This window comes from Pseudomonas oryzagri, from assembly GCF_020831405.1.
Lineage (GTDB): Bacteria > Pseudomonadota > Gammaproteobacteria > Pseudomonadales > Pseudomonadaceae > Geopseudomonas > Geopseudomonas oryzagri.
Genome location: NZ_JAJHPU010000002.1, coordinates 111,620 through 137,019, shown reverse-complemented (window position 1 = coordinate 137,019; position 25,400 = coordinate 111,620). Strand labels below are relative to the sequence as shown.

Sequence of the window (25,400 nt, the reverse complement as noted above, 5' to 3'; positions counted from 1 at the left end):
GCGGGTTCGTTCTGGGTCTGTGGGCTGTTCTGAGACGTCATGCGACGCTGGCCCGGGTGGCCGGCTGGGCGGCCTGGTGGTGCGGCGCGGTTTCCTGCGCCTGCTGCGGGTCCGGCAGTTCATGGCCGTCCAGTACGCGCTGCATGCGCGCCTGGTCGAGCGAGCCGACCCATTTGGCGATGGCCATGGTTCCTACCGCGTTGCCGATGGTGTTGGTGATGGCGCGTGCCTCGGACATGAAGCGGTCGACGCCGAGCAGCAGGACCATGCCGGCAACCGGGATGTTGTCCAGCGAAGCCAGGGTGGCGGCCAGGGTGATGAAGCCCGAGCCGGTGACGCCCGCCGAGCCTTTGGAGGTGAGCAGCAGCACGCCGAGCACGATCAGCTGGTCGGTGAGGCTCAGCGGCGTGTTGGTGGCCTGGGCGATGAAGATCGCCGCCATGGTGTAGTAGATGCACTGGCCGTCGGGGTTGAAGGTCAGCCCGGAGGGCACCACCAGGCCCACCACCGGCTTGGACACGCCGGCGTGCTCCAGCTTGTTCATCAGTTGCGGCACCACCGACTCGGAGGAGCTGGTGCCCAGCACGGTGAACAGCTCGTCCTTGAGGTACTTGAGGAACTTCCACAGGCTGAAGCCGGACAGGCGGCAGATGCTGCCCAGCACGATCACCACGAACAGGAAGCAGGTCAGGTACATGGTGGCCATCAGCTTGCCGAGCGAGACGATCGAGCCCAGGCCGTACTTGCCGACGGTGAAGGCCATCGCGCCGCAGGCGGCCAGCGGGGCGACCCGCATGACCATGCCGACGATGTGGAACATGCCGTGGGAGAAGGCTTCCAGCACGTCGACCATCGGCTTGCCGCGCGGCCCCAGGTGCGACAGGGCGATGCCGAACAGGGTCGAGAACAGCAGGATCTGCAGGATCTCGTTGTTGGCGAAGGCGCCGGTGACGCTGGCGGGAATGACGTTGAGCAGGAAGTCGGTGAAGCTGCCCGAGCCGCTCGCCGCGCTGGCCGTGTAGGCGGCGATGCTCTTGGCGTCGAGCGTGGCCGGATCGACGTTCATGCCCTGGCCGGGCTGCACGAAGTTGACCACCAAGAGGCCCAGTACCAGGGCGAAGGTCGAGAGGATCTCGAAGTACAGCAGGGCGCGCACGCCGACCCGCCCGAGTTCCTTCATGTTCTCCATCTTGGCGATGCCGAGCACCACGGTGGCGAAGATGATCGGCGCGAAGACCATCTTGATCAGCTTGATGAAGGCGTCGCCGACCGGCTTGAGGTCGGCGGCGAATTGCGGCCAGAACACCCCGAGCAGGATGCCGACGGTCACGCCGATCAGCACCTGCACGTAGAGTTTTCCGATGAATCGCTTGGCCATTGTCTTCTCCGAATTATTGTTGTGAGTCGGATGCTGTCCCTGGCGCCCGGGCGAACTGCCGATTGCCGGCAGCGGGGAACGCTGGCGGGCAAATGGCCCAGGTTTCTCGTGGGTAATTCACGGAAGTAAAGGTAATGGTTTTCCTGAAGTGCTGTAATACAATGAAAGTTAATTCATTAGTTACTTAGAGTTAATTATGAGTCAGGAGTCGGAGCTGGCCTTCTTCACCCAACTGGTCAGGCTGGGCAGCCTCGCGGCCACCGCGCGCGAGCTGAACCTGACCCCGCCCGCGGTCTCCAAACGCCTCGCGCAATTGGAACAGCGCCTCGGCGTGCGCCTGCTCAACCGCACCACGCGCAGCATCAGCCTGACCAGCGAAGGCGAGGTCTACCTGTTCAATGCCCAGCGCATCCTCGGCGAGATCGAGGAGATGGAGCGCCAGGTGTCGAGCAGCCGGGCGGAGCCGCGGGGGCTGCTGCGCGTCAATGCGCCGCTGGGTTTTGGTCGCACCCACGTCGGGCCGGCGATCTCCTCGTTCCTCCGGCGCTTCCCCGACGTCGAGGTGCAGCTGCAGCTGAGCGACCGGCCGGTCAACCTGCCGGACGACGCCATCGACGTCGCCATCCGCTTCGGCGAGCTGCCCGACTCGCGGCTGATCGCCCGCAGGATCGCCGCCAATCGCCGCCGGCTGTGCGCCGCGCCGGCGTATCTGGAAGCCCGCGGCCGCCCGCAGGCGCCCAAGGATCTGCTGCAGCACAACTGCATCGTGCTGCGCCAGAACGATGCGGCCTTCGGCGTCTGGCGGCTGAGTCGCGGCAAGTCCAGCGAATCGGTCAAGGTGCACGGCAGTCTCAGCACCAACGACGGCGAGGTGGCGCTGAACTGGGCGCTGGACGGCCACGGCATCCTCATGCGCGCCGAATGGAACCTCGCCGGCCACCTGCGCAGCGGCCGGCTGGTGGAGGTGCTGGGCGACTACGAGACGCCGCCGGCGGACATCTACGCGGTGTATCTGGAGCGCCTCAACCTGTCGGCCAAGGTGTCCTGCTTCGTCGAGCACCTGCGCGAGTTCTTCCAGCGCCACGCCGACGGTCCGGGCGACAGCCTGGCGGCCTGGCAGTGAGCGGCGCCGCGCCCGCTCACCCGCCAGCCCGATTGGGCGTTTTCCTTTCGCTCTTGCGCCCTTGTGCTAGGTTTCATCAGGTCTTCCATTTTTGAGGATTCGCGGATGAAGCTCTATTACGCGCCGGGTGCGTGCTCCCTGGCAGCCCATATCGTGCTGTGCGAGCTGGACCTGCCCCACGAGCTGGTCAAGGTGGACCTGAAGACCCACATCACCGAACACGGCGGGGACTTCTACAAGGTCAATCCCAAGGGCTACGTGCCGGCGCTGGAGCTGGACGATGGCCAGGTGCTGACCGAGGACGCGGTGCTGCTGCAGTACTTGGCCGACCTCAAGCCGGGCTCCGGCCTGCTGCCGCCGGCCGGCAGCATGGAGCGCTGGCGGACGCTGGAGTGGCTGAACTTCATCAGCAGCGAGCTGCACAAGGGGCTCGGCACGCTGTTCAATCCGGCGGTCACCCCGGAGTGGCGGGCGGTGGTGATCGCCCGGGTGGAGACCCGTCTGGCCTACCTCGATCGCCTGCTGGCGGAGCAGGGCTACCTGTCCGGCAACGACTTCTCCGTCGCCGACGCCTACCTGTTCACCATCGTCAGCTGGACCGGCGTCATGCAGATCGACCTGACCCCCTGGCCGGCGCTGGTGGCCTACCAGGCCCGGGTGGCGGCGCGTCCGGCGGTGCAGGAGGCGATGCGCAGCGAGGGCCTGCTCAAGTAGCGCCCCTGTCAGCACAAAACTGCCGGAACGAAAAAGGGGCGCCTGCGGGCGCCCCTTTTGCTGTCTGCCGGCCGCGCGGCTTACAGCGTCTTGCCTACCGACAGCACGAAGTTGGCGCCGCAGTAGTCGTCCTTGCCGATGAAATTGGCGCACTCGTCGTCGCTGAGGTCGGTGTCGCTGTAGGTCAGGCCGAAGTCCAGGCCGGCGAGGGTCTTGGTCAGGCCGACCGACCAGTCGCGGTAGCTGTCTTCGCTGCTGCCGCTGTTGCTGAAGAAGGTCGGGTCCTTGAAGTCGTAGTTGCCGTACTGCAGGGCCAGGCCGATCTCGTAGGGCAGGGTGTGGCTGTAGCCGACGTAGCTGTACAGGGTGGTGTTGTCGTCGGCGAAGTCGTCGGAGTAGGCGGCGCCGAGCTTGAAGCCGTAGGCGGTGAAGCTGCCGTAGTACTCGCTGTAGTTGAGGGCGCTGTTGCCCGGATAGTCGTACTTGACCCAGCCCAGGTCGTAGGACAGGTCTTCGCCGATGTCGTTGGTGAAGCCCAGGAAATAGTCGAACTCGGCGTTGCCGTCGACGCTGTCGCCGAAGTCGACGTTGGAGGCCCAGATGCCGGTGTACAGGCCGCTCTCGTGGGCCACGTCGAGGCCGCCCTGGATGGCGCCGTCGCCCTGGGTCTGGGAGATGCCGCGGAAGATGTAGTCCGAGGTCAGGCCGACGTTCATGGTGACGTCGAAGTCGCCGACCGGGCTCTTGACGGTTTCGGCGGCGGCGAAGTTGGCGGCGGTCACGGCGCTGGCGGCGGCGATGGCGAGGGTCAGTTTCTTGAGCATGCTGTTGTCCCTAAATGGTCTTCGAGGGCCGGGTCTCACGACTTCCCGGTTTATTCGTTCGAGTTATGTGTAAATCGCTATAAAGCCATTGGCTCATAGCTCGAAACGTGCCAGTTCGAAAAAAGTCATTTAAAAACAAATAGATATGGTTATTTCCAGGTGCCGGCCACCAGTCGATGGCACTTGGCGGGGGACCCTGATCTGCACCGCTCTGGTGCGCGGGGAGGGCTTGGCGGCCTTGTCGCGGGGCTGGCGCGGCGCTGGCTGAGCCGGCCGTTCGGCCGGGCCGGAGCGGAAAAAAGCGCGGGGGATGGGCGGGGGGAAGGTGGTTTGCGGATGGGGCGAATCGCCCTGCGCAGGCGTCGGCGCTAACTGGCCGGAGCGAGCGCCAACGGCTCGCTCCGCGGGAGGGGACTATCTGCCCGGCTGCCCGCAATGGCGCGGTCGCCACTGGGGCGGGACGTCTCCTGCGCCCACATCGGTGCCCGCGCCTCAGGCGCTCAGCCGGCCGCGCAGGCGACCGAGCATGCCGAGCAGGTGGCCGACCGTGTTGCGCTCGCGCTCGTCCTTGGGAACCTCGGCCTCGCGCGCCACCCGCGCGCGTGGCTGGGCGCGCCAGTGCTGCGCCTGGCGCGCGGCGGCGTGCAGGCCCTTCTCGAACAGCGCCGGGCGGATGGGCTTGGGCAGGTAGCGGAAGATCTGCGCCTCGTTGATCAGCTTGAGCAGCGCGTCGGTGTCCTGGAACGGCGTGACCACCAGGCTGAGCAGTTGCGGCTGGGCCTGGGCGAGGCTCTTCAGCAGCGGAGCGGTTTCCTCGCCGCCCACCTTGAGGTCGCTGACCAGCAGGTCGATCGGCTCGTCGTTCAACCGCTCCAGCGCCTCGGCCAGGCTGCGCGCGTGCAGCAGGCGGTGGCCGCCGGCGCGGCAGAACTCCGCGACGCTGGCCTGGGTTTGGGCGTGGTCGTCGAGCAGCAGCACGTTCAGGGCGGTGGCCGGCGGGCTGTTCGCCATGCCCGTGGCCAGCGGGGCGGTGGCCGGCTGGCTGGCGGCGATCTTCGCCGCCTGGCGCAGGGTGGCGGCCATTTCCTGCGGGTTCCACGGCTTGGTCAGGTAGCGGAAGATGCCGCCGCTGTTGAGCGCCTCGACCGCGGCCTCCAGGTCGGAATAGCCGGTGAGCAGGATGCGCAGGCTGTTGGGGGCGATCTCGCTGGCGCGGGCGAGCAGTTCGGCGCCGCTCATCTGCGGCATGCGCTGGTCGCTGACGATGATGTCCACCGCCTCGCTCTGCAGGCGCTCCAGGGCGCGGCGCGGGTCGCTTTCGGTGAGCACCTGGTAGTCGCGGCGGAACTGCATGGCCAGGCTGCGCAGGATGCGCTCCTCGTCGTCGACGAACAGGATGCGGGTCGGTGCGGTCATGTCAGGCGGTCTCCTGGAGAAGCGGCGCATGCGCGCGCGGCAGGCGGATGAGGAAGCGCGTGCCGCGCCCCGGTTGAGAGGCGGCGCGGATGCTGCCGCCGTGGTCCTGGATGATCTTGAAGCTGATCGACAGGCCGAGCCCGGTGCCCTGGCCGACCGGCTTGGTGGTGAAGAACGGATCGAAGATCTTCTTCAGCACCTCGGGCGGCATGCCCTTGCCGGTGTCCTGCACCGAGACGTACGCCGCGGCGTCGTCCGCCCAGCTCTTGATCAGGATGCGGCCGCAGCCGTCCATGGCCTGGGCGGCGTTGGTCAGCAGGTTGAGCAGCACCTGGTTGATCTGCGACGGCGCGCAGGGAATGCGCGGCAGCTCGCCGAGCTGGCAGACCACCTCGGCCTTGTCCTTGAGGTTGTTGCGGGCGATCACCAGGGAGCTGCGGATGCAGTCGTTGAGGTCGATGTCCTCGCTCATCGCGCGGTCGAGGCGGGCGAAATCCTTGAGGCCGACCACTAGCTCGCCGATCTGTTCGAGGCCGTAAAGGGTGTCGGCGAACAGTTGCTCGAAGTCGTCGGCGAGCAGTTCCGGGGCGGCCAGTTCGCGATTGCGGGCGGCCTCGTCGAGGGCGAGCGCCAGGCGCTCCTCGTCGCAGGCGGGATCGTTGAGGCAGTCGATCAGGCGGGTCTGCGCCTCGGCCAGCTCCAGCAGCGGCGCCTGCAGCTCGCGCAGCAGCTGCACGTTGTTCTTCACGTAGCCCAGCGGGGTGTTCAGCTCGTGGGCGACGCCGGCGACCATCTGGCCGAGCGAGGCCATCTTCTCCGCCTGCACCAGCTGGGTCTGCGATTCCTTGAGGTCGACCAGGGTCTTGCGCAGCACCGCGTTGCGCTGGGCCACGCGCTGTTCCATGGCCTTGAGCAGGTCGAGCACGGTGCCGAGGCCCTGGTACAGGCCTTGGCCGTCGACCAGGATGAAGTCCTCGGTGATCGGGTAGCTGAGCTGCGAGGTGACCTGCTGGGCCGCCTCCTCGAGGTTCATCGCCAGGTTGACCACCAGCGGCGCTGGGTTCATCACCTCGCTCACCGGCTTGCGGCCGTGCAGGTCGCGGCCGAAGCGCAGCATGAAGATGTCCTGCAGGGTATAGCGGCTGATCAGGCCCAGCGGGCGGCCCGCGTCGTCGACCACCGGCAGCGACAGGAAGGCCCGGCACTCGGCGGTGAGCAGGCGGTCGGCCACGTCGGCGATGTTCATCTCCGCGGGCAGCGCGGCCACGGGCATGAGCAGGCGGGACAGGGCACTCTGGGCGGTCATGGCGGCTCCCTCCATCCGGTTTCGGGCGGCGCCATTCAAGCAGGGCAAGGTTGCGATGGTGTGACGGAGTGCGCAGCACACGGACGGTCGACAAGTTCCCCGCGCCGACGCCGCATCGGCGACAATGGGCGCGACACTTCCATGCCGCACAGGACTTCCCCATGAAAGACCAGCTCGTCGAGCTGATCACCCTGATCAGTTCCGGCTGCATGCGCGACGAGGAAATCGCGCGCATCGCCGACGAGGCCGCGCAGGCCTACGCCGACCCGCAGGCGTTCCTCGCCGCCAACCCGGACGTCAACTACGACGACGATTTCCCCATCCCGCTCGGCGAATGGGTGGTGGTCGGCAGCCTGCCGGACACCGTGCTGTTCATCGGCGACACACCCAGCGAGCTGTTCCAGCAGATCCGCGATTCCTTCGGCCCGGGCGTGCCCTTCGTGCTGACCGCCAAGCAACTGGCCAAGGCCGACCTGCTCGCCGGCCTGCGCCGCATCCAGGTGCAGCTGAGCGCGCTGTACCCGGAGAAGGGCGGTTATGTGCTGGTCGACTTCAGCGACCCGCTGGACGACGAGTTCCAGTGCGTCCTGGTGTACAGCGCCGATCTGCCGCGGGTGCTGGAGCTGGCCGTGGAAGTCGGCATCTACGCCGCGCCGGCCTACGAGAGCCTGCTGGCCGAGTTGAAGGCCGAGGACCAGGGCGAGGCGCAGTAAGCGCCTGTCCCGCTGCCGCGCCGGGCTTCGCCGGCGCGGCGCCCGCACTTCCTTTCTTTCTTTCTTTCTTCCTTCCTTCTTCTTTTCCCTCCTTCCTCTCCCGGCCGCGTGCTGTCGCCCGTGCCGTCCCGGCCTGGCCGCGACGTCGTCGCCGGGCATTTTCGCGTCGTCCGCGTGCACGCCATGCGCCTCTCGCGCACGGCATGCTCCACGCTGCCGCATCCCGTCCGTCTGCTTCTCCACGGTGCGTCCGCTGCCCTGACCGGCACCGCCCTGCCCCGAAAAAAGGCCGGCTTGCCCCGCGGTTGTGCAGGCAGTAGCGGGCGGTGGCCGGCATTCGCGAGGCGTTCTTTCGCGGCTGCACAACAACTCCTTGCAAATCAATTGTTTAAGAAAATCTGGCACGCAACATGCTTTCCCACGGAGAACAAAATGTTCTTTTCAGTAATTTGAACCGCTGCGCGTCGAGCCCCGGCCCGCGACTGCGGCGGGGTTCGGGAGGTGTTGCGGATGAGTGGCGAAGCGACGGGCGCGATGCTCAGTACGCCGGTGTACGCACCGGAGGTTTCCATCCTGGCCAGCGGGCGACGCCTGCTGGTGGTCCAGGACGCAGGCGTGGAAGAGGCCGCCCGGCTGCACGGCCAATTGAGCGCCGACGGCCAGGCGGTGGAGCTGATCGCCCTGCGCGGCGAGGCGCCCTGGGCCGGCGGCCAGCGCGGCTGCGGCAGTACCGACCTGCTCGAGGTGCGCCTGCTCACCCTGCTGTCCTCCGCGCCGGTGGGCACCCGCCTGTACGTGTGCGGCGACGAGACCTTCGCCTGGCGCATCTACCGCCTGGCGCGCAACAGCGGCCTGCTCGCCGAGGAGATCGAGCTGGTCAAGGCCGGCAGCCAGCGCGAACTGTACTGCGTGCACTGCGCCACCATGCAGACCATCGGCCGCGAGACGGAAACCACCTGCTGCCACTGCGGTGTGCAGCTGCTGGTGCGCGAGCACTTCTCGCGCCGCCTGGGCGCCTACATGGGCGTGTGCATCAACCCGGACCAGCCTTACGCGGAGAACAAGGCATGAACGGACTGCTCGACGTGCGGGTGGCGGCGGTGCGCCAGCTGACCCCGCTGGTACGCGAATTCACTCTGGAAGCCGAACACGGCGCGCTGCCCGGCTTCTCGGCCGGCAGCCACGTGGTGGTGCACATGCCGGCGCCGGGGCGCACGCTGCGCAACGCCTATTCGCTGCTCGGCGATCCGGCCGAGGCGCAGCGCTACCGCATCGCGGTACGCCTGCAGGAAGACTCGCGCGGCGGCTCGCGCTTCATGCACGAGCAGGTGAACGAGGGCGACCGCCTGCAGCTGTCGCCGCCGGCCAACCTGTTCGGCCTGCACTCCGAGGCCCGCCATCACCTGTTGATCGCCGGGGGGATCGGCATCACCCCGTTCCTCGCCCAGATCGCCGAGCTGGAGCGTCGCGGCGCCAGCTTCGCGCTGCACTACGCCTGCCGCGGCGGCCTGACCGATGCCTACCGTGGCGAGCTGGCCGGTCGCCTCGGCGCGCGCTTCGCCGCCTACGACGCCAGCGCCGGCGAGCGCCTGGACCTCGCCGCGCTGCTACGCAGCCAGCCGCTGGCCACCCATGTCTACGTATGCGGCCCGCAGCGGCTGATCGACGGCGTGCGCAGCGTGGCCGCCAGCCTCGGCTGGCCGCAGGGCCGCGTGCACTGGGAGGCCTTCGCCGCCGCCGCGCCGGGCGAGCCCTTCGTCGCCGAGCTGGCTGCCAGCGGCCGGCGCCTCGAGGTGCCGGCCGACCTCAGCCTGCTCGAAGCGCTCGAACAGGCCGACGTGGCGGTGCCCAGCCTGTGCCGCGGCGGGGTCTGCGGCCAGTGCGCGACCCGCTACTCGAGCGGCGCGGTGGAGCACCGCGACAGCTTCCTCGCCGAGGCCGAGCGCGCCTGGCAGCTGATGCCCTGCGTGTCGCGCGGTTGCGCCGGCAGCACGCTGGTCCTCGACCTCTAGTTCCCGTCGGCCCGTTGGCCGCAACCGAATCCGTGGAGTCCGTCATGCCCGTCACCCTCAAACCGCTGGAAAGCTACCGGGACGATTTCAGCTTCGCCAACAGCCCGGCGGCGATCGCCCGTTTCCCGTTCCCGTTCCCCGACGACCACTACCTGTACTCGGTGAACATCGAGCCGGCCACCGCCGGGGCGCCGGGTTCGGTGTTCGAGCACTGCTTCGACATCGACGAGCACTACCGCTCGGAAACCGCCGAGCGCGCCCGCGTGCTGGCCCGCGATCCGCAGCGTTTCGTGGTCATGCCGCACATGCACGAGGCCTGCTGGGACGCTCTGGAAATGCTGATGACCCACCTGGCCGCCGACTATCCCGAGCACTTCCGGCTGACCCGCAAGGGCAACCAGTGGACCTGGGAGAACTTCGCCCTCGACATCTGCCAGCGCTTCACCTTCGGCGACGCCGATACCCTGCCGTACGAGCCGCTGGAGTACATCGGCCGCCAGGTGCAGGGCGATTTCGCACTGCTCGACCAGCGCGACGGCGACCTGTACATGGATGCCGGCATTGTCACCGGGCCGGCCGACTGGTCGCTGGCCTTCGACGCCGGGATGAGCTTCAAGCAGTGGCACGCGCCGGTGCCGATGGCCCACCAGATGGGCGTGTTCGACCGCGCGCTGAAGTACCTGCTGAACATCCCGGTCGAGCGCCCGATGCGCCGGCTGAACTGGACCATGACCATCAACCCGCGCCTGGACACCTCCTCGGAGACCTTCCACGAGTGGGGCCACGAGCGTGGCCTGGTCACCGCCGACAACGTCGGCCGGCTGGTGCACCTGCGCGTCGAGCTGCAGCACATGGCGCGCCTGCCGCGCAGCAACGCGCTGCTGTTCGGCATCCGCACCTACCTGATCAGCCTCGACGAGCTGGCCACCAACCCGGCCTGGGCCTGTCGCCTGCACCGCGTGCTGCGCGGCCTGCCCGACGCCATCGCCGACTACAAGGGGCTGACCCGCTACCGGCAGACGGTGGTCGACTGGCTGAGCCGCTTCGACCCCGAAGCCGAGGCCGCCGCGTAACCGCGCAGGGTGGGTAGACGCGCGGCGCTACCCACCACGCACCTGGCCTGTGGCTGAACCACAGGCGGCGTGATCCATCGATACCAAAAAACCGAATGCCTTGCGTGCACCGGATGGGCCGGCGCGCGCCCGAAAAAACTCAAGGAGAACGACATGGCCAATTCCTGGCGCATTTCCGTCCTGGCCGAACGTCATCGTGCCCTGGGCTCCAAACTCGAAGACTGGAACGGCATGGGCACCGCCTGGACCTACGAGGCGACCAGCCTGGCCGACGCCCACGAGGCGATCCGCACCCGTGCCGGCCTGATGGACGTGTCCGGCCTGAAGAAAGTCCACTACGTCGGCCCGCACGCCGAATCCTTGCTCGAATACGCCACCAGCCGCGACATTTCCAAGCTGTATCCCGGCAAGTCGGTGTACGCGACCATCCTCAACGAGGCCGGCAAGTTCGTCGACGACTGCGTGATCTACCGCACCGGCCCCAACGCCTTCATGGTGGTGCACGGCGCCGGTGGCGGCTACGAGATGCTGATCCGCTCGGCCCAGGGCCGCCAGGTTTCCGTGCTGTTCGACGACGACATGCACGACCTGTCCCTGCAGGGCCCGCTGGCGGTGGACTTCCTCGCCGAGCACGTGCCGGGCATCCGCGAGCTGCCGTACTTCCACCACCTGCAGACCAAGCTGTTCGGCTGCCCGGTGATGATTTCGCGCACCGGCTACACCGGCGAGCGCGGCTACGAGATCTTCTGCAAGGCCGCCGACGCGCCGCTGATCTGGGACACCATCCTCGAGCTGGGCAAGCCCATGGGCATCATCCCCTGCGCCTTCCTGGCGCTGGACTGGCTGCGCGTAGAGAGCTACCTGCTGTTCTTCCCCTACGACAACTCGGAGATGTACCCCTTCGCCGACCAGGGCGCCGGCGACACCCTCTGGGAACTGGGCCTGGACTTCACCGTGTCGCCGACCAAGGCCGAGTTCCGCGGCGGCCTGGAGCACGCGCGGCTCAAGGGCAAGGAGCGCTTCAAGATCTTCGGCGTGCTGCTCGAGGGCGAGCAGGCGGCGGCGGGTGGCGACACCCTGTGGGCCGACGGCAAGCAGGTCGGGGTGATCACCTGCGCGATGTACTCGCGGCTGACCGGCAAGTCGATGGCCATCGCCCGCCTCGAAGTGCCCTACGCCGAGCAGGGCTGCCCGCTGGAAGTGCGCGGCAGCCTCAACGTCCAGGCCATCGCCCACACCATGCCGTTCGACGATCCGGAGAAGAAGAAGCGCACGGCCAAGGGCTGACAGCTTTGCGATCCGGCCCCCGCGCGGGTCGGGTCGCCACAGCGTTCCTGGGGCAGGGAACCGGGCGGCAGACAGGAAGTGGCCGCCCGTCATTTTTGTGCCTGCCCACGATCCGCGGCGTGCCAGCCGCGCCGCGCGATCGTGGACGGGTTTCGATGGGGAGCGAGCAATGTTTACGGGTGCCAACGCCGGCTGGTGGTTTCTGATCAGCGCCGGCATCGCCGAGATCTGCTACGCGGCGGTCATTCCGCGCACCGACGGCTTCACCCGCCTGTGGCCGACCCTCTACTGCGGGGTGTTCATCGCCCTCAGCCTGTACCTGCTGGCCATGGCGGTACGCACCCTGCCGGTGGGCACCGCCTACGCGGTGTGGGTGGGCATCGGCGCGGTGGGCACCGCGGTGTACGGCATCCTCTTCCTCGGCGAGGCCGCCAGCGCGGCGCGCATCGCCTGCCTGCTGCTGATCGTCGCCGGGGTGGCCGGCCTCAAGCTGTTCTCGCCGGCGCTGGCCTGAACGCCAGGCCGCCGCCGGCGACCTTTCTCCTTTTCCGCACCTTTGCCGTCCGGCCGCCGCGCGCCGGATGCGCTCGACCGGACGCTTGCCTGCCCGCGACTAGGCCGCGATGGCCGATGAATTTTGTGCGCCGAATCGCAAAAGCCGAAACTGCCCAGCTATATTTGGAAAATATCGGGGGGCGGTGCATTGTTGGCTGCGGTAGTTGCTAGTCGTTCGCAATAAAATAACAACTCGTAGGAGTTAAGGGACTATGCATACGATGACCAGGGATCAAGCCCGACAGGGATGGTTGGATTCGGCCGCCGCCCTGCTGCGGGTACACGAGCTGACCGGTATCTTCCTCACCAACCACGAGCTGATCGAGCTGTGCGCCGCCGAGCTGTGCCGCGCCCATGTCGATTGCAGCTTCGCCGCCGGCCCCGCGCCGGCCGACCAGCTGTTCGTGCGCAAGATCAAGGGCGCCGACTTCAGCGAACTGCTCGAGTCGGACGCGGTGACCGTCGCGATGCCCGAGGGCAGCGACGAGCCCCTGCTGTGCGCCACCGGCATGCTGATCGTGCGCGGTACCGCCTGGGTCTACTCCAGCGAGGAGGGCCGCCGTCCGGGGCGCGAGGACGGCATCTGGCGCCTCGATCTGGGCCGTTCGCTCCGCCCGCTGTACTTCGCGCCGCTCGACGTGGAGCATCTCGCCGAGGCCATCAACGCCGGCGATCTGCCGCGCGGCACGGCGCGCAGCCCGCGCGGCCGTCGACGCGCCCACTGAGGCGCGTCGCTTCCCTCCCATCGACCCGGCCTCGGGCCCGGTCGTCGCCCCCGTCGTCTTCCTGATCGCGCGGCTTACGGCCGCGCCGGGTGGTCCGCGCCGAAGCGGGCGAACTGCATCTCGCGCAGGCGGCTCAGCGTGCGGCGGAAGGCGAAGGTCAGGCCGCCTTCGCCGTACAGCTCGTCGAGCGGCACCTCTGCTTCCACATACAGCGGCACGCGGCGGTCGTAGCACTCGTCGACCAGGGCGATGAGGCGTCGCACGCTGTCGTCGAGCCGCGACAGTTGCGGCAGCTGGCGGTCGCCGGCGGCCACCTGGCGAGCGGCGTCCTCGGTGCCGCGGGCGATGCGCGCCGCCTGTCGGCGGGCGCTGAGGGCGGGCACCTCGCCGAGCAGGATGGCCGGGAAGCGGTCGCACAGGGCGATGAAGTCGAAGGCCGCCAGCGGCTGCTGGCAGAGGTCGGCGTAGCGGCACCAGAGCGCCGCCGGACTGTGGCGCACGCTGTCTATGCGCCGCTGGCCGAGCAGCAGCGGCCCCTCGCTCACCGCCTGGCCGGCGCTCAGCTCGGCGAACACCGCCTCCAGCGCGCTGGGCCGGCCGGCTTCGGCGACCCAGTAGCGCTGGCGATGCGCGCCGGGATGCAGGCGGTGGTCGGCGCCGCCGTCCACCGCAATCACCTGCATGTGCCGCTCGATGGCGGCGATCGCCGGCAGCAGGCGCTCGCGATTGAAGCCGTCGGCGTACAGCTGTGCGGGCGGCTGGTTGGAGGTGGCGACCACCGTCACCCGCTCGGCGAACAGCGCGGTCAGCAGCGGGCCGAGCAGCATGGCGTCGCCGATGTCGCTGACGAACAGTTCGTCGAAGCACAGCACGCGCACCTCGCCGGCCAGTTCGCGGGCCAGCGCCGCTAGCGGAGCGGCGGTGCCGGTGAGCTGGAACAGGCGACGATGCACCCAGCGCATGAAGTGGTGGAAGTGCTGGCGGCGTGCCGGCACGCGCAGGCTGGCGTGGAACTGGTCCATCAGCCAGGTCTTGCCGCGGCCGACCGGTCCCCACAGGTACACCCCGCGCGGCGGCGGGCCGCTCGCGTGCAGGGCGGCGTGGCAGGCCTCGAGCAGCAGGGCGGCCTGTTGCTGGGCCGCGTCGGCCTGGAAGCCGGCGGCGAGCGCGGCGCGATAGGCGGCCAGCGGCGAGGGAGCGGTGGGGCGGTCGCCCTCGGCGGGGCGCTGTTGCGCTGCCTCGCTGGCGGCCGGCATGACGGGGTCCATGGTGCGTCCTCGCGCGGTAGGATGACGTTCGCGGCAGGCATGATAACCGCTGTCCGGCGCGTAGCCAGCTGGTCGTCAATGCCTATACTCCAGCAATCATCGCGCGCAGGAATTACCCATGACCGTTGCCCGAGCCACCCCCGCCGACCTGGACGACCTGATCTGGCTGTTCGCCGGCTACCTGAATTTCTACGACGTGCCGCAGCCGGCGGCGCCGATCCGCAGCTTTCTCGGCGAGCGCCTGGAGCGTGGCGACTCGGTCATCTTCCTCGCCCGCGACGAGGAGGGGCGCGCGCAGGGCTTCGTGCAGCTCTACCCGATCTTTTCCTCGCTCAGCCTGCGTCCGGCCTGGCTGCTCTACGACCTGTTCGTCAGCCCCGAGGCGCGCCGCCAGGGCGTCGCCGAGATGCTGATGAACGCGGCGCGCGCCCACGCCGAGGCGACCGGCGCCTGCGGCCTGCAACTGGAAACGGCACGCAACAACCTAACCGCGCAGGCCCTGTACGAGAAGCTCGGCTACGTGCGCGACGAGGTCTTCCATACCTACTGGCTGGCGCTGCCCGGGCGTCCGGCCGAGTGATTTCCCCTACACGTGCAGAGAGGCTCGCCATGGACCATCTGGTATTGACGGTGATCGCCCCCGACCAGCCGGGGCTGGTGGAGAAGCTGGCCCAGTGCGTCGCCGACCACGGCGGCAACTGGCTTGAAAGCAGCATGGCACGCATGGCCGGGCAGTTCGCCGGCATCCTGCGCGTCGCCGTGCCCGTCGAGCGCCACCCGGAGCTGGAGCAGGCCCTGCAGGGGCTGGCCAGCCAGGGCATCCGCGTGCTGCTGGCACCCAGCGGGCCGGAGCCGGGAAGCGAGCGCCAGGCGATCTTCCTCGAGCTGGTGGGCAACGACCGTCCCGGCATCGTCCGCGACATCACCCGCCTGCTCAGCGAGCACGGCGTCAACGTCGAGAGCCTGACCACCGAGGTGCTCTCGGCGCCGATGAGCAGCGAGCCGCTGTTCCGCGCCGAGGCAATGCTCGGCGTGCCCGCCGACATCCCGCTGCAGACCCTGCAGGCGCACCTGGAGGCGTTGGCCGACGACCTGATGGTCGAACTGAACCTGCGCAGCGAGTAGCGCAGGTCTTTCCGCGCCGCTTCGCGGATCGCGGCCGCCCGGCAACGCTCGACAGGACTGTCGCAACTTGCGACAGTCCCGCGCCGCCATGAAGGCGTGCGTATCTTGTAGACAAGGAGTTTCGTGAATGGCTATTCCCCGCAACATCGCCCGGCTCGCCGGCGCGGCGCTGGTCGCTCTCCTGCCGCTGGCGGCCGCTGCCGCGCCGGTGGCCAAGCAGACCGGCCAGGTGCCGGGCTTCTACCGCATGGCGCTGGGCGACTTCGAGGTGACCGCGCTGTACGACGGCTACGTGGACCTCGATCCCGCGCAGCTCAAGGGCGCCAGCGCCGAGGACATCCAGAGCCTGCTGGCGCGGATGTTCGTCGAGTCCGGCAAGGGCGTGCAGACCGCGGTCAACGCCTACCTGATCAACACCGGCAGCCAGCTGGTGCTGGTGGATACCGGCGCGGCGCAGTGCTTCGGGCCGACCCTCGGGGTGATCCAGGCCAACCTCCAGGCGGCGGGCTACGCGCCGGCGCAGGTCGACAGCGTGCTGCTCACCCACCTGCACCCGGACCACGCCTGCGGCCTGCGCAACGCCGGCGGCCAGGCAGCCTTCCCCAACGCCACCGTGTACGTGCCCCAGGCCGAGGCGGACTACTGGCTGAGCGCGGAAGTGGCGGCCCAGGCGCCGGAAGCCGCCAAGGGCATGTTCAAGATGGCCCAGGACGCCGTGGCGCCCTACGAGGCCGGCAAGCGCCTGAAGCGCTACGGCGAGGAAGGGCCGGGCATCGCCGGGGTGATCGGCGTGGCCAGCCACGGCCATACCCCGGGGCACAGCGGCTACCTGTTCAGCTCGGGCGCCAGCCGCCTGCTGGTGTGGGGCGACATCGTGCACAGCCATGCGGTGCAGTTCGCCCGCCCGGAGGTGGCCATCGAGTTCGACGTCGACCGCGAGCAGGCCATCGCCAGCCGGCAGAAGCTGTTCGCCGAGACGGCGCGCGACAAGCTGTGGGTGGCCGGCGCGCACCTGCCGTTCCCCGGCATCGGCCATGTGCGGGCCGAGGACAAGGGTTACGCCTGGGTGCCGGTGGAGTACGGGCCGCTGCGTAGCGACCGCTAGAAGCGGGGCGGGGCAGGCCTGCGGGCCTGCCCGATTGGCCGGCCGCACGGCGGGGAGAGGGTGCGCCTTCCGTGGCGCGGAGAGAACCTTGGCGCCTTAGCGGGTGCCCATCAGCACGTTGTACTGCTTGCGGCTGAAGCCGACGGTCAGCGGGGCGCCTTCGTAGTTGCAGGAGACGCTCACCTTCAGGCTGCGCTTGTGGTCGTAGTAGGTGTGGTTGTCGGGCTTGTCGATCGCCAGCTCCAGTTCGCTGGCGTTGATGCCCAGGCTCTGCAGCGCGGCGGCTGAGTCGATGGCTTGCTTCTGGCTGCACGGCGGGTTGCCGCGGAATTCCACGTCGGCGTAACCGACGGTGTTGCCGTCGGACTCCAGGAACACGTGGTGCTTTTCGGTATCGAAGGTGATGTTGTTGGCCTGGTTGGGCTGCACGCCGACGCGGGTGGCGGCTTCCTTGACCGGCAGGTCGATGAGGTTGTACGGCATCTTGGCCTGGCTGCCATCGGCGATGGCCAGGGTGGAAGTTGCCAGAAGAGCGAAACCGAGTGCAGCGCAGCGGATGTCCATTTTCTAGTTCTTTCTATGTAGTGGGAAGTTTCAATCGGCCCTTGGGACGAAAGTGCAGCCGCCTTTCGTCGATACCCACGCCCAGTATGCCGAAGCGACAAACGGCATCGAAGTCGATCAAGGTCTTAGAGGCAGCGCGGCAAGGTGGCCGTAGTCGCGGATTTATTGTGAGGCGCATCACAAATCCGCCATCGTCCGTTGGCCTGCGCCCGGTGCCAGGTCAATGCGGCGGCAGATACGGCAGCACTCGAACACCGTCCGCGTCGGTGCCACGCCCTGGTGCTGGCAATACCTGGCGAGCAGCTTGGCCAGACCTTGATGTCCGCCCTCTAGTGGCGCTCAGCCGGCCAGGCGCCTGAGGATCATGCCGAGGATGCCGACCTTCTCGGCCCTGGCCGGGGGCTGCTCGGTGGGGGGGAGGTCATGCGGCAGCGGCAGGCTCGGCGCCGCCTGGCTGGCGCCGAGCAGGTTGCTGGCGTAGGCGAAGTTGTAGAACTTGGCCAGTTCGCCCAGCGGGGCATCGCAGGTGGTGTGCAGTTCGTTGACGCTCAGGCTCTTCTTCATCAGCCGGCCGGTGATGGCGATGTGGTAGGACTTGTGATGGAGCGTGGTGAAGGAGGGCCAGCGGCTCAGGCGAAAGCGCCGGTTCAGACTGGCCGCGGCGCTGTGGAGCAGCGGCTGGGCTTCCTGGGTCGCCAGCCAGACGAAACTTTCGGTGGAGATGTAGGGCATCCCTTCGGTCAGATGCTCGAGTTCCTGGCGGTCGACCTCGACCAGCGCATCCGCTGTGGTGCGGAAGGCGGTCTCGATCAGCTTGAGCTTGTTCTCGAACAGCTGCGGGGTGACGAAGGCGCGGTTGCCGGCCACGTCGAGAATCAGCGCCCTGCGGCGCTCGTCGACGATGGCGTAGGGGGTCTGCCCGGCGGTGATGGCATGCAGCCGGTCGATCAGCATGGCGCCCTGGGCGACCGGGATCGGGCCGGCCTGGTCGGCCTCGACCGCCTCGTTGGCCGGCGCCTGGTCGGGGCCGAGCCGGCCGTGCAGGTCGCTCAGCAGGTGCATGACTTCCTTGCTGGTGGCGGGTTTTTCCAGGGTCCAGGCGAAGGCGCCCTTGTCGCCGCCGTAGACCACGACAATGGGCTGGCCGCGGCGGGTGCAGGAGTTGATCAGGATGCTCGCCCCCGGTTCGTCCGGCTTGACGAACACCACGTCGGCCGCGGCGACATCGGTCTTCTGCACGCACAACTTCAGGCGTCGCCCGGAAAGCTCGAGGATTCGGGACAGGTACTCTTGCTCGCTGGGGTCGAAAATTCTGATGGACAAGTTCATGGTTCCTCCTTGAAGAAAAACGCTGTCCCTGAAACATCGAGCAGTCGAGTGGCCGGCTGTTGGGCGGAATGATCCGCAAGTCGGGCTGGTCTGAGTTCTGAATATAGACCCTGTTCATTGTGTTTGTATGGCGCGCGCCAAGTGACGTGGCAAATGGCCATGTCGGCTGCCCGTGAGCCAACGCAGGCGCCGGAGAGTCCGCGCCGGAAGCGGCGTCGTGCCCTCTCGGCGCAGATGGCCGGCCGCTGGCGGCGAGGCTCAGCCGGCGCGCCGCAGGCTGCCGGTGCAGCACTCCAGCAGGTCGTGCTTCAGCGCGGCGGCGACGCTTTTCAAGTAGTCGTCGCTGGTCTGCGCGTGGCCCTGCACGATCAGCAGCGCGGCGCTGCTGTGCGGGGTCAGGGCGCTGGCGGCGGCCTGGCGATACTCCATGCGGCAGATCACCTGGTCGCGGGCGTCGAAGTAGGCGTATTCGCCGGCCGGCAGGCGCTCGCTGGCTTCGTTGGCCGCCCGGCCGAGCGGCTGGAAGGCTTCGCCGCCGGCGGTGAGGGCCAGGCGCACCGGCAGGCGCAGGCGCTGCAGGTCGTGGGCGCCGATCGACAGGCCGCTGTTCAGCGACCATTGGTTGTACAGGTCGACCACCGGGGCGATGGCGCGCAGCCCGCCGTTGCGACGGTTCTGCTCGAACAGCGCCAGCGGGGAGGGCGGAAAGCGCCGCACCGAGCGTTCGACCTGCTGGCGCAGGGCCAGGAAACCGTGCTGGGCGGTCAGGCTGTGGCTGGGATCGAAGCCTTCGCGCAGGCTGTGCAGGCGCGCCAGCAGCCTGGCCGAGTAGTGCTGGTTGTCGAGCCCGTGCAGGGTGAAGGCGATGGCCTTGAGGCCCAGGCCGGCAGGGGTTTCGAGACGGAAGACGGGGTTGAGCATGGGTGCACCTCGGCGCAGCGTGGACGGGGCGCGAAGGCGCCGGCCACGGCTCGCTAGCTGGTCATCGCGGATTGTTGTTGTGCGGTACAGCCAGAAGGGTCGTCGGTCGCCGGATCTTCGGCAGACCGGCGCCGCCACCCGGTTGGTACACGGCAAGGTGGCTCCGCATCGTTCAGTCGCCATTGCATAAGCACGTTCCGTACCAGGCGCCGGCGTGCCCGCTGCGGAAGGGGAAAATGGCGATCTTGACGGCGGCAGGCGGCATGTTGGCGGGCGTTGCCGGCCTGATTGCCGCAACGGCGATGGGGCGTGGGGCAGTCCTGCCCCACAAAAGAGCATGCCCCCGATGCAGCATCGGGGGCATGGTGATGGCGCCATGGCGTGGCGGTGGGTGGCCGTCACGGGGGAGGGTACTCCCGCCGGCGGCCGCCGCCGGGGCGCTCCTCAGTTGGCGTACTTGTAGCCGACCTCGCCGTGGCTGGAGAGGTCCAGGCCGTCCACCTCGTGCTCCTCGTCGACGCGCAGGCCGCCGCACAGCACGGCGGCGAGCTTGAAGGCCACCCAGCTGCTCAGCGCCGAGTAGAGGATGCTGAACAGCATCACGCCGCCGTTGACCGCCAGCTGGTCGAGCAGGTCGCGCCCTTCGGCGAAGCCCTGGCCGCCGAGCGCGGTCATGGCGAATACCGGGGTGAGCAGGCCGCCGACGATGCCGGCCACGCCGTGCACGCCGAACACGTCGAAGGCGTCGTCCAGGCCGATCAGCGGCTTGAGCTTGTCGACCGCCCAGACGCAGACCGGCGCGGCGATCAGACCGAGGGCGATGGCGCCCATCGGGCCGACGAAGCCGCAGGCCGGGGTGACCGCCACCAGGCCGGCGATGGCGCCGGACACCGCGCCGAACATGCTCGGCTTGCCGCGGTACTTCCACTCGGCGAGCATCCAGGCCAGCGCGCCGGCGCAGCTGGCCAGCATGGTGTTGACGATCACCAGCATGGCGAAGCCGTTGGCCGCCAGCACGCAGCCGCCGCAGAAGCCCAGCCAGCCGACCCACAGCAGGCAGCCGCCGGTCACGGTCATGGTCATGTTGTGCGGCGACAGGGTCTGGGTGCCGAAGCCGCGGCGGCGGCCGATCAGCCAGGCGCCGACCAGCGAGGCGATGCCGACGTTGAGGTGCACCACGTTGCCGCCGGCGAAGTCCTGCACGCCGAGGTTGAACACCCAGCCGCCGCCCCAGGCCATGTGCGCCATGGGGATGTAGTTGATGGTCAGCCAGATCGCCATGAACAGCATGACGGCGGCGAACTTCATGCGTTCGGCGAAGGAGCCGACGATGATCGGCGGGGTGATCGCGGCGAACAGCAGCATGAACAGGAAGTACAGCAGCTCGGGAATCGTGCCCTGCAGGGAGTCCGCGCCGACGCCCTGGAGGAACAGCTTGTCGGTGCCGCCGATGATCGCCTGCAGGCCGCCGCCGTCGGTGAAGGTCAGGCTGTAGCCGTAGATGGCGAACAGTAGCGCCATCAGCGCGGCGCCGGAGAACACCTGCATCTGCACCGACAGCACGTTCTTGCTGCGCGCCATGCCGCCGTAGAACATGCCCAGGCCCGGCAGGGTCATCAGCAGCACCACCAGCGAGCACACCACCAGGAAGGCGGTGTCGCCGCTGTTCAGGGCCGGAGCCGTTTCTTCCGCCGAGACGCCGAGCGCGCTCGCCAGCAATAGGGTGCCGATCAGGCTGCGACGCAGAAGGCCGAATCGCTTCATGGTCTGTTCCTCACGTTAAGGTCGATAGATGGTCAAAAGGCAGGGCAGCGGACGTCGGCGGTGGGCCGGCGCGCTGCGCGAATCGCGGGCCGGCGGCGCTCAGGCGCGCACACGGCTCTTGTCCGGGTCGTAGAAGATCGGTGCGCTCACCGTGGCGGCGATGCGTTTCTGCTGACCGTCGAGCTTGCCGATCTCCACCGCCGTGCCGGGCGCGCAGTAGCCGATGTCCAGGCGGCAAAGGGCGACGTTCTTGCCGGTGATGGGCGAGCGGGTGGCGCTGGTGACCACGCCGATCTGCGCGCGGCCGTCGCGCACGCAGTCGCCGTGCTGCGCCGGCTCGTTGCCGTCCAGCACCAGGCCGACCAGCTTGTGCTGCGGGTGGGTGCTGCGCCGCAGCAGCGCTTCGCGGCCGATGAAGTCGTCCTGCTTGCTCTTCAGCGGCACGCAGAAGCCGATGCCGGCCTCGAACGGATCGGTCTGGTCGCAGAATTCGTAGCCGGCGAAGATCAGCCCGGCCTCGATGCGCAGGGTGTCCAGCGCGTGCAGGCCGAGCGGCACCAGGCCCAAGGGCTCGCCGAGCTGCCAGAGGCGCTGCCAGACCTGCATGGCATCGGTGGGATGGCACCAGATCTCGTAGCCCAGCTCGCCGGTGTAGCCGGTGCGCGAGACCATGACCGGGCAGCCGTTGTAGTCGCCCAGGCGGCCGACCAGGAAGCGGAACCAACCGAGCTCTTCCAGCTTGGGCTGGCTGGGCGGCGTCCAGATCATCTGGCTGAGCAGCTCGCGCGAGCGCGGCCCCTGCACGGCGACGTTGTGGATCTGCTCGGAGGCCGACTTCACCCACACCTTCATGCCGAGCTTGTCGGCCTGCTGGCGCAGCCAGTCGCCGGCGAAGTCCTCGCCGCCGACCCAGCGGAAGGCGTCCGGGCCGAGGCGCAGCAGGGTGCCGTCGTCGAGCATGCCGCCGTGCTCGTAGCACATCGCCGAGTAGACCACCTGGCCGACCGCCAGCTTGCGCACGTCGCGGGTCAGGCAGTAGTTGAGCAGCGCCTCGGCGTCCGGGCCGAGCACCTCGAACTTGCGCAGCGCGGACAGGTCCATCACCGCCACCCGCTCGCGGCAGCCGTGGTACTCCTCGATGGCGCCGAAGCCCGCGTAGTGGGTCGGCGTCCACCAGCCGCGGTAGTCGACGAAATTGCCGGTCAGCGCCGAGGTGCCGGGGTGGAAGCCGCTCTCGCGGGTCAGCACCGGATCGGCGTCGGCGGTCTTGCGGGTGGCCATGGCCATGCTGAAGCGCTCCTTGGCGGAATACACGCGGATGTGGATGTCGGTCGGCTGCCAGCCGTTGGCCGGGTCGATGTCGTCCGGGCAGGAGCTGTTGGCGCACACCAGGTCGGTCATCGCGCGCAGCAGCACGTAGTCGCCGGGTCGCGACCAGGGCTCGTCGAGGGTCAGCTGCTGGTGGGCGTCGATGCCGGTGTTGTAGAAGAAGTTGATCGCCGGCCAGCCGGGACGGCCGCTGACGCCGTGGCGGGCCAGCGCGCGGCTGAGGTTGTCGCTGCAGTTTGCGTGCCCGAAGTAGCCCTGGGCCTCGTAGTAGCGCGCGGCGCAGGCGAGGGCGAAGGTGTCGTGGCGGCCGACGGTGTCGCGTACCACTTCCAGCATCGGCTGCATGTTGCGGTCGAAGAACTTGGAAAACAGCCCCGGCCCGGGATAGGCGTTGCCGTTGAGGGTGCGGGTGACGGTCGGGTCGAGGTCGATCTCGCGGCCGGCGTCGAGGCCGCGGCGGTCGAAGGCGACGAAGTCCGAGCACTGCCGGCCGGCGACATCCAGCACCTGGATGTACTGGCCGGCCTCGACCACGTAGTCGCGCGCGCTGCCGGGGCTGATGGTGAACTCGTCGACCAGCTCGCCGAGCGGCGCCGGCAGCGGCGGGGCCAGCACGCTGCGCGGATTGGCGCGCTGGATGATCAGGCGCAGCTCGCTGGCGCGCTGCTGGCTGTCCACCGCGACGCGGCCGCCGGGCGCGGCGACGATCACCAGCAGTTCGGTGCCCGCGCTGAACTGGCGGGAAAAGCCGGCCGGGGTGTCGTCGTCCCACAGGCGGGCAGCGTCGGGCAGCGCCCGACAGTCGATGTCGCGCTTGGCCAGGCCGAGGCGGGTATGCACCGACTCGGTGCTGCCGTCGGCGAGCAGCGTGCCGATAAAGCGCGCGCCGGGGCTGGCGGTCAGGCCGAGGTCGGCCAGCGCGGCGCGGCCGGCGGCGAAGGCCAGCAGCTCGGCGCTCTGCCGGCCTTCGAGGTCGATCACCTCGAGGCGGTCGCCGGCCTCGAGGTCGATCACGGTCAGCCCGCCCGGCGCGACGCGGTGGCGCTCCAGCGCCGGGGCGCGGGCGAACAGCGCGGGCTCGCGCGGTCGGGAAATCACGGGCATGTGCATGCAAGGCTCCTGTGCGGATGCGCGGCGGAAGATTCCGGGTGGGCTCTGGCCCATCTGCAGGGGCGGGGGCTTGGCAGTGCTGCAGGGTGGATGGCCACCCGGCGGCTCCCGGGTGGGTAACGCTCGCGGTCACCCACCCTGCGAAGCTGCGCAAGCCGCTCGCCGCGGGGTCAGCTCACCGACTTCAGGCGCTGTTCCGGCTCATCGGAGAGGTAGGCGGCCATCGAGTCGTCGAGCGCTTCCAGCCAGGGGGTGTGGTGCGGGGTGGCCATGGTTCCGGTCATCAGCGAGCGGTGGCACTTGTTGCGGTAGCCCATGATGTCCTCGTACTTGTCGTGCTTCCAATCGAGGAAGGTCTGGTTCACCGCGGCGATGTCGAAGCTCGGGTAGTCGGTGGCGTCGATCAGCTGCTGGATGTACTTGCCCTGGAACTCGAACATTTCCTGGGCGTTCTGCAGGGTTTCCTCCTCGGCGCGCCAGGCCAGGTCCTCGGCGTGCATCTCTTCCTGGCTGGGCAGGGCGATGCGGCCGAGCAGCACGTCGCGCACGTACCAGGCCTGGGCGTCGAACATGTTGAAGCTGTACCACTGGTCCTGCATGCCCAGGTAGATCATCTTCGGGTTGTCTTCCCAGAACACGCCCTTGTAGAGGTTCAGCGGCCACAGGCGGTTGTCGGTCTTGAGGGTCAGCTCCTCGGGCAGGAAGCTGAAGTGGTGCTTGTAGCCGGTGCACAGGATCACCGCGTCGACGTGCTTTTGGCTGCCGTCGGCGAAGTGCGCGGTGCTGCCCTCGACGCGCTGCAGCAGCGGCTTCTCCTCCCAGTTGGCCGGCCACTTGTAGCCCATCGGCGTGTTGCGGTAGCAGCTGGTGATCGAGCGCGCGCCGTACTTGTAGCACTGCGAGCCGATGTCCTCGGCGGAGTAGCTGGCGCCGACGATCAGCACGTCCTTGCCCTTGAATTCCAGCGCGTCGCGGAAGTCGTGGGCGTGCAGCACGCGCCCGGCGAAGCTCTCGAAGCCCGGGAAGTAGGGGACGCTGGGGGTGGAGAAGTGGCCGCTGGCGCAGACCACGTAGTCGAAGGTTTCCGAGTAGGTCTCGTTCCTGGTGTAGTCGTGCACGCTGACGGTGAACAGCTCGCTGGCCGGATCGAAGCTCACGTGGCGCACGGCGCTGTTGAAGCGGATGTAGTCGCGCACGCCGGCCTTCTCGACGCGGCCCTTGATGTAGTCCCACAGCACTTCGCGGGGCGGGAAGGAGCCCATCGGCCGGCCGAAGTGCTCGTCGAAGGTGTAGTCGGCGAACTCCAGGCACTCCTTGGGCCCGTTCGACCACAGGTAGCGGTACATGCTGCCGTGCACCGGCTCGCCGTTCTCGTCGAGGCCGGTGCGCCAGGTGTAGTTCCACATGCCGCCCCAGTCCTGCTGCTTCTCGAAGCACACCAGTTCGGGAATCTCGGCGCCCTTGGCCTTGGCGGACTGGAAGGCGCGCAGTTGGGCCAGGCCGCAAGGGCCGGCGCCGATGATGGCGATACGAGTGGTCATGGTCAGCTCCTGAAACGAAGATTGCGGATTGATAGGAAATAAAGTTTCCCGTTGCGAATTACGCTACCGCGACCGCGCCGCTGCGAAACTCTGCCGGTGGAGATACTCCGTTCGGGGTAGAGGCGCCCGTGCGGGCACCGTGAACAGGCAGGAAAGGCGCATGGCGCCTCGCCTTGGTGCAGGCTGCGGGCACTTCGCCGACCATGCACAGGGAGAAA

23 protein-coding genes are annotated in these 25,400 nt (G+C 68.5%); 12 read left to right on the top strand and 11 right to left on the bottom strand.

Features of this window, described 5'->3' with window-relative positions:
* Window positions 1–37 precede the first annotated feature (37 nt).
* Window positions 38–1,378, bottom strand: coding sequence for a dicarboxylate/amino acid:cation symporter (locus tag LMJ29_RS00640; protein ID WP_229602881.1), 1,341 nt, complete (start codon window positions 1,376–1,378; stop codon window positions 38–40).
* 196 nt (window positions 1,379–1,574) lie between these two features.
* On the opposite strand from LMJ29_RS00640, the gene LMJ29_RS00635 reads away from it, so the two are divergent.
* Entirely contained in the window at window positions 1,575–2,501 is a 927-nt protein-coding gene (locus LMJ29_RS00635; protein ID WP_229602878.1) for a LysR family transcriptional regulator, read from the top strand.
* A gap of 105 nt (window positions 2,502–2,606) precedes the next feature.
* Window positions 2,607–3,215 carry a glutathione transferase GstA gene (gene gstA / locus LMJ29_RS00630; protein WP_229602876.1) on the top strand — a complete coding sequence of 203 codons (609 nt, stop codon included), beginning with the start codon at window positions 2,607–2,609 and terminating at the stop codon, window positions 3,213–3,215.
* 80 nt (window positions 3,216–3,295) lie between these two features.
* On the opposite strand, the gene LMJ29_RS00625 is transcribed toward gstA, so the two are convergent.
* The 3 genes from LMJ29_RS00625 to LMJ29_RS00615 form a co-directional block, all read right to left on the bottom strand.
* A complete protein-coding gene (locus tag LMJ29_RS00625) occupies window positions 3,296–4,039 on the bottom strand; it encodes a TorF family putative porin (protein WP_229602873.1) in 744 nt (247 codons plus the stop codon).
* Window positions 4,040–4,531: 492 nt separating this feature from the next.
* The gene (locus LMJ29_RS00620; protein WP_229602870.1) at window positions 4,532–5,455 is read right to left on the bottom strand and encodes a response regulator; all 924 of its coding nucleotides are present in this window, start codon (window positions 5,453–5,455) and stop codon (window positions 4,532–4,534) included.
* A gap of 1 nt (window position 5,456) precedes the next feature.
* Window positions 5,457–6,761 carry a sensor histidine kinase gene (locus LMJ29_RS00615; RefSeq protein ID WP_229602868.1) on the bottom strand — a complete coding sequence of 435 codons (1,305 nt, stop codon included), beginning with the start codon at window positions 6,759–6,761 and terminating at the stop codon, window positions 5,457–5,459.
* Window positions 6,762–6,922: 161 nt separating this feature from the next.
* Here LMJ29_RS00615 and LMJ29_RS00610 point away from each other — a divergent pair, with 161 nt between their 5' ends.
* From LMJ29_RS00610 to LMJ29_RS00580, 7 genes are all read left to right on the top strand, one after another.
* Entirely contained in the window at window positions 6,923–7,474 is a 552-nt protein-coding gene (locus tag LMJ29_RS00610) for a hypothetical protein (protein ID WP_229602866.1), read from the top strand.
* A 510-nt stretch (window positions 7,475–7,984) separates the two neighbouring features.
* On the top strand, window positions 7,985–8,545 hold the full coding sequence (locus tag LMJ29_RS00605) for a dimethylamine monooxygenase subunit DmmA family protein (protein ID WP_229602864.1): 561 nt from the start codon (window positions 7,985–7,987) through the stop codon (window positions 8,543–8,545).
* Window positions 8,542–9,486 carry a PDR/VanB family oxidoreductase gene (locus tag LMJ29_RS00600; protein ID WP_229602863.1) on the top strand — a complete coding sequence of 315 codons (945 nt, stop codon included), beginning with the start codon at window positions 8,542–8,544 and terminating at the stop codon, window positions 9,484–9,486. The genes LMJ29_RS00605 and LMJ29_RS00600 overlap by 4 nt, the downstream gene beginning before the upstream one ends.
* A 44-nt stretch (window positions 9,487–9,530) precedes the next feature.
* Window positions 9,531–10,559 carry a heme-dependent oxidative N-demethylase family protein gene (locus tag LMJ29_RS00595; protein WP_229602861.1) on the top strand — a complete coding sequence of 343 codons (1,029 nt, stop codon included), beginning with the start codon at window positions 9,531–9,533 and terminating at the stop codon, window positions 10,557–10,559.
* 153 nt (window positions 10,560–10,712) lie between these two features.
* A complete protein-coding gene (locus tag LMJ29_RS00590) occupies window positions 10,713–11,846 on the top strand; it encodes an aminomethyltransferase family protein (protein WP_229602859.1) in 1,134 nt (377 codons plus the stop codon).
* A 169-nt stretch (window positions 11,847–12,015) separates the two neighbouring features.
* Complete coding sequence (locus LMJ29_RS00585) at window positions 12,016–12,360, top strand: DMT family transporter (RefSeq protein ID WP_229602857.1); 345 nt, start codon at window positions 12,016–12,018, stop codon at window positions 12,358–12,360.
* Window positions 12,361–12,622: 262 nt separating this feature from the next.
* Window positions 12,623–13,126, top strand: a complete 504-nt coding sequence (locus LMJ29_RS00580; RefSeq protein ID WP_229602855.1) for a hypothetical protein — start codon at window positions 12,623–12,625, stop codon at window positions 13,124–13,126.
* A 74-nt stretch (window positions 13,127–13,200) separates the two neighbouring features.
* Here the strand turns inward: LMJ29_RS00580 and zapE are convergent, their stop codons facing one another.
* Window positions 13,201–14,382: a cell division protein ZapE gene (gene zapE, locus LMJ29_RS00575; protein ID WP_229602955.1), complete on the bottom strand. Its 1,182-nt coding sequence runs from the start codon at window positions 14,380–14,382 to the stop codon at window positions 13,201–13,203.
* Window positions 14,383–14,512: 130 nt separating this feature from the next.
* Between zapE and LMJ29_RS00570 the strand changes: the two genes are divergently transcribed.
* From LMJ29_RS00570 to LMJ29_RS00560, 3 genes are all read left to right on the top strand, one after another.
* The gene (locus tag LMJ29_RS00570; RefSeq protein ID WP_229602852.1) at window positions 14,513–14,974 is read left to right on the top strand and encodes a GNAT family N-acetyltransferase; all 462 of its coding nucleotides are present in this window, start codon (window positions 14,513–14,515) and stop codon (window positions 14,972–14,974) included.
* A gap of 29 nt (window positions 14,975–15,003) precedes the next feature.
* A complete protein-coding gene (locus tag LMJ29_RS00565; RefSeq protein ID WP_229602849.1) occupies window positions 15,004–15,519 on the top strand; it encodes a glycine cleavage system protein R in 516 nt (171 codons plus the stop codon).
* 127 nt (window positions 15,520–15,646) lie between these two features.
* Complete coding sequence (locus tag LMJ29_RS00560; protein ID WP_229602847.1) at window positions 15,647–16,624, top strand: MBL fold metallo-hydrolase; 978 nt, start codon at window positions 15,647–15,649, stop codon at window positions 16,622–16,624.
* A 96-nt stretch (window positions 16,625–16,720) separates the two neighbouring features.
* Here LMJ29_RS00560 and LMJ29_RS00555 read toward each other — a convergent pair whose 3' ends face one another.
* The 6 genes from LMJ29_RS00555 to LMJ29_RS00530 all read right to left on the bottom strand — a co-directional run bounded on the left by LMJ29_RS00555 (window position 16,721) and on the right by LMJ29_RS00530 (window position 25,182).
* Window positions 16,721–17,188: a hypothetical protein gene (locus LMJ29_RS00555; RefSeq protein WP_229602843.1), complete on the bottom strand. Its 468-nt coding sequence runs from the start codon at window positions 17,186–17,188 to the stop codon at window positions 16,721–16,723.
* 339 nt (window positions 17,189–17,527) lie between these two features.
* Window positions 17,528–18,517 carry a hypothetical protein gene (locus LMJ29_RS00550; RefSeq protein WP_229602840.1) on the bottom strand — a complete coding sequence of 330 codons (990 nt, stop codon included), beginning with the start codon at window positions 18,515–18,517 and terminating at the stop codon, window positions 17,528–17,530.
* A gap of 258 nt (window positions 18,518–18,775) precedes the next feature.
* The gene (locus LMJ29_RS00545) at window positions 18,776–19,438 is read right to left on the bottom strand and encodes a phenylalanine--tRNA ligase beta subunit-related protein (RefSeq protein WP_229602837.1); all 663 of its coding nucleotides are present in this window, start codon (window positions 19,436–19,438) and stop codon (window positions 18,776–18,778) included.
* A 444-nt stretch (window positions 19,439–19,882) separates the two neighbouring features.
* A complete protein-coding gene (locus tag LMJ29_RS00540) occupies window positions 19,883–21,202 on the bottom strand; it encodes an ammonium transporter (RefSeq protein WP_229602835.1) in 1,320 nt (439 codons plus the stop codon).
* A gap of 99 nt (window positions 21,203–21,301) precedes the next feature.
* Complete coding sequence (locus tag LMJ29_RS00535) at window positions 21,302–23,641, bottom strand: DUF1989 domain-containing protein (protein ID WP_229602833.1); 2,340 nt, start codon at window positions 23,639–23,641, stop codon at window positions 21,302–21,304.
* Window positions 23,642–23,811: 170 nt separating this feature from the next.
* Complete coding sequence (locus LMJ29_RS00530) at window positions 23,812–25,182, bottom strand: flavin-containing monooxygenase (RefSeq protein ID WP_229602832.1); 1,371 nt, start codon at window positions 25,180–25,182, stop codon at window positions 23,812–23,814.
* Between the last annotated feature and the right edge of the window lie 218 nt (window positions 25,183–25,400).

Excerpts from the sequence above, each read along its gene's own strand:
- LMJ29_RS00640 (WP_229602881.1), bottom strand. The coding sequence starts at position 1,378 with ATGGCCAAGCGATTCATCGGAAAACTCTACGTGCAGGTGCTGATCGGC.
- LMJ29_RS00635 (WP_229602878.1), top strand. The coding sequence starts at position 1,575 with ATGAGTCAGGAGTCGGAGCTGGCCTTCTTCACCCAACTGGTCAGGCTG.
- gstA (WP_229602876.1), top strand. The coding sequence starts at position 2,607 with ATGAAGCTCTATTACGCGCCGGGTGCGTGCTCCCTGGCAGCCCATATC.
- LMJ29_RS00625 (WP_229602873.1), bottom strand. The coding sequence starts at position 4,039 with ATGCTCAAGAAACTGACCCTCGCCATCGCCGCCGCCAGCGCCGTGACC.
- LMJ29_RS00620 (WP_229602870.1), bottom strand. The coding sequence starts at position 5,455 with ATGACCGCACCGACCCGCATCCTGTTCGTCGACGACGAGGAGCGCATC.
- LMJ29_RS00615 (WP_229602868.1), bottom strand. The coding sequence starts at position 6,761 with ATGACCGCCCAGAGTGCCCTGTCCCGCCTGCTCATGCCCGTGGCCGCG.
- LMJ29_RS00610 (WP_229602866.1), top strand. The coding sequence starts at position 6,923 with ATGAAAGACCAGCTCGTCGAGCTGATCACCCTGATCAGTTCCGGCTGC.
- LMJ29_RS00605 (WP_229602864.1), top strand. The coding sequence starts at position 7,985 with ATGAGTGGCGAAGCGACGGGCGCGATGCTCAGTACGCCGGTGTACGCA.
- LMJ29_RS00600 (WP_229602863.1), top strand. The coding sequence starts at position 8,542 with ATGAACGGACTGCTCGACGTGCGGGTGGCGGCGGTGCGCCAGCTGACC.
- LMJ29_RS00595 (WP_229602861.1), top strand. The coding sequence starts at position 9,531 with ATGCCCGTCACCCTCAAACCGCTGGAAAGCTACCGGGACGATTTCAGC.
- LMJ29_RS00590 (WP_229602859.1), top strand. The coding sequence starts at position 10,713 with ATGGCCAATTCCTGGCGCATTTCCGTCCTGGCCGAACGTCATCGTGCC.
- LMJ29_RS00585 (WP_229602857.1), top strand. The coding sequence starts at position 12,016 with ATGTTTACGGGTGCCAACGCCGGCTGGTGGTTTCTGATCAGCGCCGGC.
- LMJ29_RS00580 (WP_229602855.1), top strand. The coding sequence starts at position 12,623 with ATGACCAGGGATCAAGCCCGACAGGGATGGTTGGATTCGGCCGCCGCC.
- zapE (WP_229602955.1), bottom strand. The coding sequence starts at position 14,382 with ATGCCGGCCGCCAGCGAGGCAGCGCAACAGCGCCCCGCCGAGGGCGAC.
- LMJ29_RS00570 (WP_229602852.1), top strand. The coding sequence starts at position 14,513 with ATGACCGTTGCCCGAGCCACCCCCGCCGACCTGGACGACCTGATCTGG.
- LMJ29_RS00565 (WP_229602849.1), top strand. The coding sequence starts at position 15,004 with ATGGACCATCTGGTATTGACGGTGATCGCCCCCGACCAGCCGGGGCTG.
- LMJ29_RS00560 (WP_229602847.1), top strand. The coding sequence starts at position 15,647 with ATGGCTATTCCCCGCAACATCGCCCGGCTCGCCGGCGCGGCGCTGGTC.
- LMJ29_RS00555 (WP_229602843.1), bottom strand. The coding sequence starts at position 17,188 with ATGGACATCCGCTGCGCTGCACTCGGTTTCGCTCTTCTGGCAACTTCC.
- LMJ29_RS00550 (WP_229602840.1), bottom strand. The coding sequence starts at position 18,517 with ATGAACTTGTCCATCAGAATTTTCGACCCCAGCGAGCAAGAGTACCTG.
- LMJ29_RS00545 (WP_229602837.1), bottom strand. The coding sequence starts at position 19,438 with ATGCTCAACCCCGTCTTCCGTCTCGAAACCCCTGCCGGCCTGGGCCTC.
- LMJ29_RS00540 (WP_229602835.1), bottom strand. The coding sequence starts at position 21,202 with ATGAAGCGATTCGGCCTTCTGCGTCGCAGCCTGATCGGCACCCTATTG.
- LMJ29_RS00535 (WP_229602833.1), bottom strand. The coding sequence starts at position 23,641 with ATGCACATGCCCGTGATTTCCCGACCGCGCGAGCCCGCGCTGTTCGCC.
- LMJ29_RS00530 (WP_229602832.1), bottom strand. The coding sequence starts at position 25,182 with ATGACCACTCGTATCGCCATCATCGGCGCCGGCCCTTGCGGCCTGGCC.